Genomic DNA, 7,224 nt, shown 5'->3' with positions numbered 1-7,224 from the left:
TGGAAAACAGCGCGCCTTCCTGGAACAGGACCCCCCAGCGCTCGCCGACCGCCAGCCGTTCCTGGTGCGACAGGTGGTCGAGGTCGTGACCGAACGCCTCGATCGTCCCGGCTTGCTTGGGAATGAGCCCGAGGATGGTCCGCGTCAGCACCGACTTGCCCGCGCCCGACGCGCCGACGAAGCCGAGCACCTCGCCGCGATAGAGGTCGAGGTCGAGACCATTCATGACCAGCCGGTCGCCGAAACCCACCTTGAGCCCGCGAACGCGGATCACAACCTCGGGCTCGGAGGGGTCCGGCATGGCCGTCGAGGAGGTCTCGGCCGCGGTCAATAGTTCACCGCGGAAAAGAACATTGCGAACAGCCCGTCCATGACGATGACCATGAAGATCGACTTGACGACCGAGGCGGTCACGTTTTGGCCGAGCGACTCGGCCGACCCACGCACGTTCATGCCCTCGACCGCGGCGATAACCCCGATGGTGGCGGCCATGAACGGGGCCTTGATCAGGCCGACAGCGAAGGTTTCGGTGGCGATGGCGCTGTGAAGGCGGGCGATGAACACGACCGGGATCATGCCAGCGTACAACCAGCTCACGATGAGGCCGCCGGCCAGCTCCGCCAGGTCGGCGAGGAAAGTCAGCACCGGCAGGGCGATCACCAGCGCGATCAGCCGCGGCATGATCAGCACCTCCAGCGGGTCGAGCGCCATCACCCGCAAGGCGTCGATCTCCTCGCGCATGCTCATCGAGCCGATTTCGGCGGTGATCGCCGACCCCGTGCGGCCGGCGATCATGATCGCGGTCATCAGCACGGCAAGCTCGCGCAAGCCCAGAACGCCGACCAGATTGACGGCGTAGGGCGACGCGCCGAATTGGCCGAGCTGGAAGATGCCCTGCTGGGTCACGATCGCGCCGACCAGAAAATTGATCAGCATGATGATCGGCACGCTGCGCAGCGAATACATCTCGAGATGGTAGGTCATCGAGGTCCATCGCCAGCGCATTGGATTCAGCAGCAGGCGAAAGGTCAGCGCGACCAGTTCGCCGAAGAAGCTCACGCCTTCGGCGAGGTCGTAGCCGGCGGTATAGACCGATTCGCCGATCGCGCTGAGCAGAGAGACGGTGGTCGGCAAATGGGTCGGCTTCGGCGGCACGATCGGCGTAAAGCCCGCTTCCTTCAGGAGAAGCGCATATTCCGGCCGCGCGCCGCGATACGAGGCGGAAATTCCGGTGTCGGCGAGTTCAACGCGCGCCCGGTCGATCACCCAGGCGCCGGCGGTGTCCATGCGGTCGACGGCCGAGAGGTCGAGGACAGCGGCGGCGGCCTGACGCGCAGGCTCGGTCAGCAACGCGGCCGTCGCCTCGAGCGTCGCGCTGAAGGCGACGGTCCAGTCGCCGCCCAGAGTAAGAACGAGCCCGTCGCCGCCGACCTGACGGGTGACGGAAGGCGCAACGGACACCAGCCGCCTCCGGTTCAACGCGATCTGCCGCCCTTATAACGGAGACCTTGTCGGTGTCGAGGCGGACGCCCTCATCGGACAGCGCAGGCGCCGCTGCGAGACGCGGCGATCAGTATGCAAACAAAGCGGGTACGAATCGGCGACTCCCGCGGACGGACTCCGAATCGCATAAAAGGCGAGTCGAATTTTGGCCGGGCGGACTCCGCGAATCGCCGACGCGCGCCGGAAATAGGCAAGCGACACCGCCACCAATGACGGCGAGACGTCGAGACAGGGTTGCCATGACGTTTCGGCGGCCGCCCCACGCGTGTTCCGCAGCGGGACGCCGGCGAAGGAACGAGGGACAAAGGAGGACGGAATCGGGCGCCGGCGGTCCACGCGCCGCTCGGCCTCGGCAGCAATCCCTTCGGCCGAGCGTGCGCGCATGGCTTCTCCGGATGGTTGACCGGACGTTTCCGGTGAGGTTCGGAGGGCCCGCAGGAATGGGACGGCGAAGAGGAAACGGGCACAAACCACGCCGGAATCGGGGACGCGCCGGGCCGGCGAACCGTGTCCGCGAAAGCAAGCCCAAAGCGGCTTCGCTCGCGATCGTTCAGGCAAAACGGTTAACGGGCCTCGCAGCTGGGTCGGAAGTCGCGATAAGATCCCGGCCATGCGGCCGCTCTTGCATCCTGCCCTGGTCAATGGACGCACGGGCGATCCGGCGCTCTATGTCGAGACGATCTTCGAGCGGGCGACGCTCATGTTCGACCTCGGCGACATTGCCAACCTCACGCCGCGCAAGATCCAGCGTCTCGACCACGTGTTCGTTTCCCACACGCACGTTGATCATTTCGTCGGGTTCGATCGCCTGCTCCGGATTCTGGTCGGCCGGGACAAAACGGTCGGTCTTTACGGTCCGGCCGGCTTTCTCGAGCAGGTCCGGCACAAGCTCGCCGCCTATACCTGGAATCTGGCGGACCGCTACGCGGCCGATCTCGCGTTCGACGTCACCGAGGTCGGCCCGGACATGACGCTCCGCAAGGGCCGGCTCCGGCTCAAGACGAAGTTCGAGATCGAGCCGGCGGGCTCAGCTTCGATGTCTGGCGACGTCCTCCATGCGGGTCAAAACTTCCGGGTTTCGGTCGCGATTCTCGACCATGGCGCGCCGTGCCTCGCATTCGCGGTCCAGGAATCGGCGCATGTCAACGTGTGGAAAACTCGCCTCAGCGAACTCGGATTGCCGGTCGGTCCCTGGCTCCAGACGCTCAAGCGGGCGCTGATCGACAACCGGGCGGACGACTTTCCCATCGCGGCTGGCGCGCGATCGGGACCGGCGACGGTCATGCCGCTCGGCGCGCTAAAGGTCGCCGTGACGGTGACGCCGGGACAGAAGATCGGCTATGTGACGGACGCGGCCGATACGCCGGCGAACCGCCGCGCGATCATCCGGCTGGTCGGCGGCGCCGATATTTTGTTCATCGAGGCGCCTTTCGCCGCGGCCGACGCCGATCTCGCCGCTGACCGGGCGCATCTGACAACGGTCGCCGCCGGAACGATCGCGCGCGAAGCCGGGGTCCGGCGAGTCGAGCCGTTCCATTTCTCGCCCCGCTACCAGGGCGAGGAGGAGCGGCTCCTGAACGAGGTCATGGCGACGTTCTCGGGGGCGTAGGGCCCAGAAGCCTGAAGTGTCTCTTCAGAAGGCGTCGCTCACCACCTCTGGTGAACGTGCGGCTTGATGTCCTCGTCGTAGATCGCCTTCAGCACGGCCATGTCCGCCTCAGACAGCGGCGGGAGATCGGCGGCGAGCGCGTTGGCGCGCGCCTGCGCGGCAGTCTTGGCGCCGGGGATGACGACCGTCACGGCGTCGAACATCAAGATCCAGCGCAAGGCGAACTGAGCCATGGTCGCGTCGCCCTTGATGAGCGGCCGGATGCGGTCGACCGCGGCGAGGCCGACCTCATAGGGGACGCCAGAAAAAGTCTCGCCGACGTCGAAGGCCTCGCCGTGGCGGTTGAACTTGCGATGGTCGCTGTCGGCGAAGGTCGAGTCCGCCTTGAGCTTGCCGGTCAAGAGGCCGCTCGCCAGAGGCACGCGCGTGATCACCGCGACGTCGCGCTCTTTCGCGACCTCGAAGAAGAGGCCGGCCGGCCGCTGGCGGAAGATGTTGAAGATGATCTGGACGCTGACGACGCCCGGATATTCGATCGCCTTCAGCGCCTCTTCGATCCGCTCGACGCTGACGCCGTAGTCGCGGATTTTTCCCTCCTTCTTGATCTGGTCGAGCGCGTCGAACGCCGCGGGGTGGTAATAAAGGTCGGTCGGCGGGCAGTGAAGCTGGACGAGGTCGAGCGTCTCGACCTCGAGGTTCTTCAGGCTCCGGTCGATCCAGCCGCTCAGGTTTTGGTAGGTGTAGCCGGCGACCGTCTGCTGCGGCAGGCGGCGGCCGGCCTTGGTGGCGACGAAGACGCCGGCGCGACCGCGCTCGTTGAGCACCTTGGCGACGATCCGCTCCGAGCGCCCGTCGCCATAGACGTCGGCGGTGTCGATAAAAGTGACGCCGGCGTCGAGCGCTGCGTTCAGCGCCGCGACCGCGTCGCTCTCCTCGACCTCGCCCCAGCTCCCGCCGATCGCCCAGGCGCCGAAGCCGATCTCGCCGACGCTGCGCCCGGTCCGTCCAAATTTGCGTGTCTGCATCACGGCTTCACCCATTGTCCGTTGGCCTTGGCCGATTTGACCGCCGCTTCGACGAAGGCGAGGCCCTTGACGCCGTCCTCGATGGTCGGGAACTCGACGCCTTCGGGCGGCTTCGCGCCGCTGCGCGCGGCTTTGATGGCCGCGGCGATCTCGGAATAGACGTTGGCGAAGCCTTCGAGATAGCCTTCCGGATGGCCCGGCGGGACGCGGGTCACCCGGCCCGCCGCCGCGCCCGATTCCGGACCGCCGCGGGTAATAATCCGGGTCGGTTCGTTGAGCGGCGACCAGAAGAGCTGGTTCGGATTCTCCTGCCGCCACGCGAGGCCGCCCTGGGTCCCGTAGACGCGCAGCATCAGCCCGTTCTCGTTGCCGGGCGCTACCTGGCTCGCCCACAGGGCCCCGCGCGCGCCATTGGCGTAGCGCATGAGGATCTGCACGTTGTCATCGAGCGCCCGGCCCTCGCCAAAGGCGGTGAGATCGGCCGCGAGTTCGGCGAGGTCGAGGCCGGTCACATAGTCGGCGAGGTTGAAGGCGTGGGTGCCGATGTCGCCGAGCGCCCCGCCAGCGCCCGAACGTTTCGGATCGGTGCGCCACTCGGCCTGCTTGTTGCCGCTCTTCTCGGTCGGCCCGGTCAACCAGTCCTGGGCATACTCGACCTGCACGAGCCGGAGAACGCCGAGATCGCCCTCGCGGACCATCTCGCGCATGCAGCGGATCAGCGGATAGCCGGTGTAGTTGTGGGTGAGGGCGAAGATGCGGCCCGACTTCTCGACCGCCGCCTGCATTGTCTTGGCCTCGGCGAGCGAAACGGTCAGCGGCTTGTCGCAGATAACGTGGATGCCCGCTTCGAGAAAGGCGATGGCTGGTCCGGCGTGCATGTGGTTCGGGGTGACGATCGAAACCGCCTCGATCCCGTCGGGGCGCCCAGCCTCCGCCTTCGCCATGCTGGCGTAGTCGTCGTAGACGCGGTCGGGGGCGAGGCCGAGCGCTTCGCCCGATCGTCGCGCCTTTTCCGGGGTCGACGACAGCGCGCCGGCGACGAGTTCGTACTCATCGTCGATGCGCGAGGCGATGCGGTGGACGGCGCCGATGAACGCGCCCTCCCCGCCGCCCACCATGCCGAGCCGGATGCGTCCGCCAGCCTTGGCGTCGCTGCGTCCTTCGATCGCCATTATCGTTTCTCCTCAGTCGTTTCTCGTCAGTCGAGGCCGAGCGCGCGATTGATCTGTTTCTTGTCGATTGCGCTGCGGGCGAAATCGTCGAACGCCTTGTCGGTGACGCGGATGATGTGATGCTGGATGAATTCGGCGCCTTCGCGCGCGCCGTCCTCGGGGTGCTTCAGGCAGCATTCCCACTCCAGCACCGCCCAGGACGAATAGCCGTACTGCGCCAACTTGGAGAAGATGCCGGAGAAGTCGACCTGGCCGTCGCCGAGCGAACGGAAGCGGCCGGCCCGCTCAATCCACGGCGCATAACCCGAATAAACGCCTTGCCGGCCGGTCGGATTGAACTCGCCGTCCTTGACGTGAAACGCCTTGATCCGCTCGTGATAGATGTCGATGAACTCGAGGTAATCGAGCTGCTGCAGGACAAAGTGCGACGGATCGTAGTTGATCGCGCAACGCTTGTGGCCGCCGACCGCGTCGAGGAACCGCTCGAAGGTCGCGCCGTCGAACAGGTCCTCGCCCGGATGGAGTTCGTAGGCGACGTCGCAGCCCGCCTCGTCGAACGCGTCGAGGATCGGCTTCCACCGCTTCGCCAGTTCTTCGAACGCTGTCTCGATCAGGCCCGCCGGGCGCTGCGGCCAGGGGTAGAGGAACGGCCAGGCGAGCGCGCCGGAGAACGTCGGATGCGCCGAGAGCCCGAGGCGTTTCGAAGCCTTCGCGCACTTCAACATATGCTCGACCGCCCATTTCTGTCGCACGGCCGGGTTGCCTCGAACCTCCTTGGGCGCAAAACCATCAAAGGCCTCATCATAGGCCGGGTTCACCGCGACGAGCTGGGCCGGGACATGACTGGCGAGTTCAGTGATCGCCAGGCCATGGGCTTTCGCCGTACCAGCCAATTCATCGCAATAAGTCTGAGACTCCGCAGCCTTGCCGATGTCGATCAGGCTATCGACCCAGGTCGGAATCTGAACGCCTTTGTAACCGAGCGAAGCCGCCCACCCGCACATGCCCTCAAACGAATTGAACGGCGGCGCGTCCCCGGCAAACTGGTTCAGGAATATCGCCGGACCTTTGACCATACCAGTCATGATTGAAACCTCCATGCGCTCAAAGCCTTGAGCGCGCCTCGGGGCATTGGATGGGGAGCGGAACAGTCGCGCTCCCTTCGTCTTGGCCGTCGTCCTAAAGCGTGATGAATCCAGATCGAATCGCGCCGAAAGCCCTCATCCGTCCGCTTGCGCGGCCACCTTCCCCCCAGGGGGGAAGGGGACGCCCCTCTCCTACGGGAGAGGGAAGCCGCGAAGCGGCAAGGTCAGGGCAAGACGGCGCGGTCCGGCTCAAGTCGCCTCAGAACGGCGAGTCCTTGAAGTAGAAGTCCTTCGCGTTCTCCTTGGTGATCAGCGAGGCCTTGAGGATGTAGTCGCCCCGGACGGGTATCCCGTCCTCGAGGCCGAGCGCGGTCACGTCCATCGCGACCGCGACCATGGTCGGCGAATAGAGCACATCGACCGGCATCATCGGGTCGCCGTCCATGACGCGCTTGACCATGTCCTTGCTGCCGGCGCCGGCGACGACGAACTTGATATCGGTGCGCTTAGCCTGCGCGATCGCCTCGAACACGCCGACCGCCATATCGTCGTCCTGGACCCAGGCCGCGTCGATCTTGGGATGCTTGGTCAAAAAGTCCTGCATGACCTTGAACGCGTCGTCGCGGCTCCAGTTGCCGAACTGGCTGTCGATGACGTTGATCTTGGTTCCCTTGATGCCGTTGTTGAAGGCGTCGACGCGCATCTTGTCGATCGGGATCGGCAGGCCACGGATCACAACGATGTCGCCGCCGTTCGGCATGGCCTTCTTGAAGAATTGGGCCGCCGACGCGCCCAGACCCGGATTGTCGCCGCCGACGTAGAGGTCGTAG

At 65.7% G+C, this 7,224-nt stretch carries 7 protein-coding genes; 1 reads left to right on the top strand and 6 read right to left on the bottom strand.

What is annotated here, in order from left to right; genetic code table 11:
• Both ACLP25_RS16430 and ACLP25_RS16425 read right to left on the bottom strand, forming a co-directional pair.
• A partial coding sequence (locus ACLP25_RS16430; RefSeq protein ID WP_442470256.1) for an ATP-binding cassette domain-containing protein occupies positions 1-301 on the bottom strand: 301 nt, incomplete at its 3' end.
• Between the two features lie 26 nt (positions 302-327).
• Positions 328-1,461, bottom strand: a complete 1,134-nt coding sequence (locus ACLP25_RS16425; RefSeq protein ID WP_442470254.1) for an ABC transporter permease — start codon at positions 1,459-1,461, stop codon at positions 328-330.
• Between the two features lie 652 nt (positions 1,462-2,113).
• Here ACLP25_RS16425 and ACLP25_RS16420 point away from each other — a divergent pair.
• Positions 2,114-3,112, top strand: a complete 999-nt coding sequence (locus tag ACLP25_RS16420) for a ribonuclease Z (RefSeq protein ID WP_442470253.1) — start codon at positions 2,114-2,116, stop codon at positions 3,110-3,112.
• A 38-nt stretch (positions 3,113-3,150) separates the two neighbouring features.
• Here ACLP25_RS16420 and ACLP25_RS16415 read toward each other — a convergent pair whose 3' ends face one another.
• From ACLP25_RS16415 to ACLP25_RS16400, 4 genes are all read right to left on the bottom strand, one after another.
• On the bottom strand, positions 3,151-4,137 hold the full coding sequence (locus ACLP25_RS16415) for an aldo/keto reductase (protein WP_442470255.1): 987 nt from the start codon (positions 4,135-4,137) through the stop codon (positions 3,151-3,153).
• Positions 4,137-5,309 (bottom strand): Gfo/Idh/MocA family protein, encoded by a 1,173-nt coding sequence (locus tag ACLP25_RS16410; RefSeq protein ID WP_442470252.1) that lies wholly within the window; start codon positions 5,307-5,309, stop codon positions 4,137-4,139. Before ACLP25_RS16410 ends, ACLP25_RS16415 begins: the two co-directional genes overlap by 1 nt.
• 26 nt (positions 5,310-5,335) lie before the next feature.
• Positions 5,336-6,394 (bottom strand): sugar phosphate isomerase/epimerase family protein, encoded by a 1,059-nt coding sequence (locus ACLP25_RS16405; RefSeq protein WP_442470251.1) that lies wholly within the window; start codon positions 6,392-6,394, stop codon positions 5,336-5,338.
• A gap of 259 nt (positions 6,395-6,653) precedes the next feature.
• The coding region (locus ACLP25_RS16400) for a substrate-binding domain-containing protein (RefSeq protein WP_442470250.1) at positions 6,654-7,224 on the bottom strand (571 nt) is incomplete at its 5' end.

This window comes from Roseiarcus sp. (genome assembly GCF_052145395.1).
Lineage (GTDB): Bacteria > Pseudomonadota > Alphaproteobacteria > Rhizobiales > Beijerinckiaceae > Roseiarcus.
This window is presented reverse-complemented; position numbering and strand designations above follow the sequence as displayed.

What these genes read in the sequence shown, in the direction of transcription:
- ACLP25_RS16420 (WP_442470253.1), top strand. Translation starts at nt 2,114, where the DNA reads ATGCGGCCGCTCTTGCATCCTGCCCTGGTCAATGGACGCACGGGCGAT.
- ACLP25_RS16415 (WP_442470255.1), bottom strand. Translation starts at nt 4,137, where the DNA reads ATGCAGACACGCAAATTTGGACGGACCGGGCGCAGCGTCGGCGAGATC.
- ACLP25_RS16410 (WP_442470252.1), bottom strand. Translation starts at nt 5,309, where the DNA reads ATGGCGATCGAAGGACGCAGCGACGCCAAGGCTGGCGGACGCATCCGG.
- ACLP25_RS16405 (WP_442470251.1), bottom strand. Translation starts at nt 6,394, where the DNA reads ATGACTGGTATGGTCAAAGGTCCGGCGATATTCCTGAACCAGTTTGCC.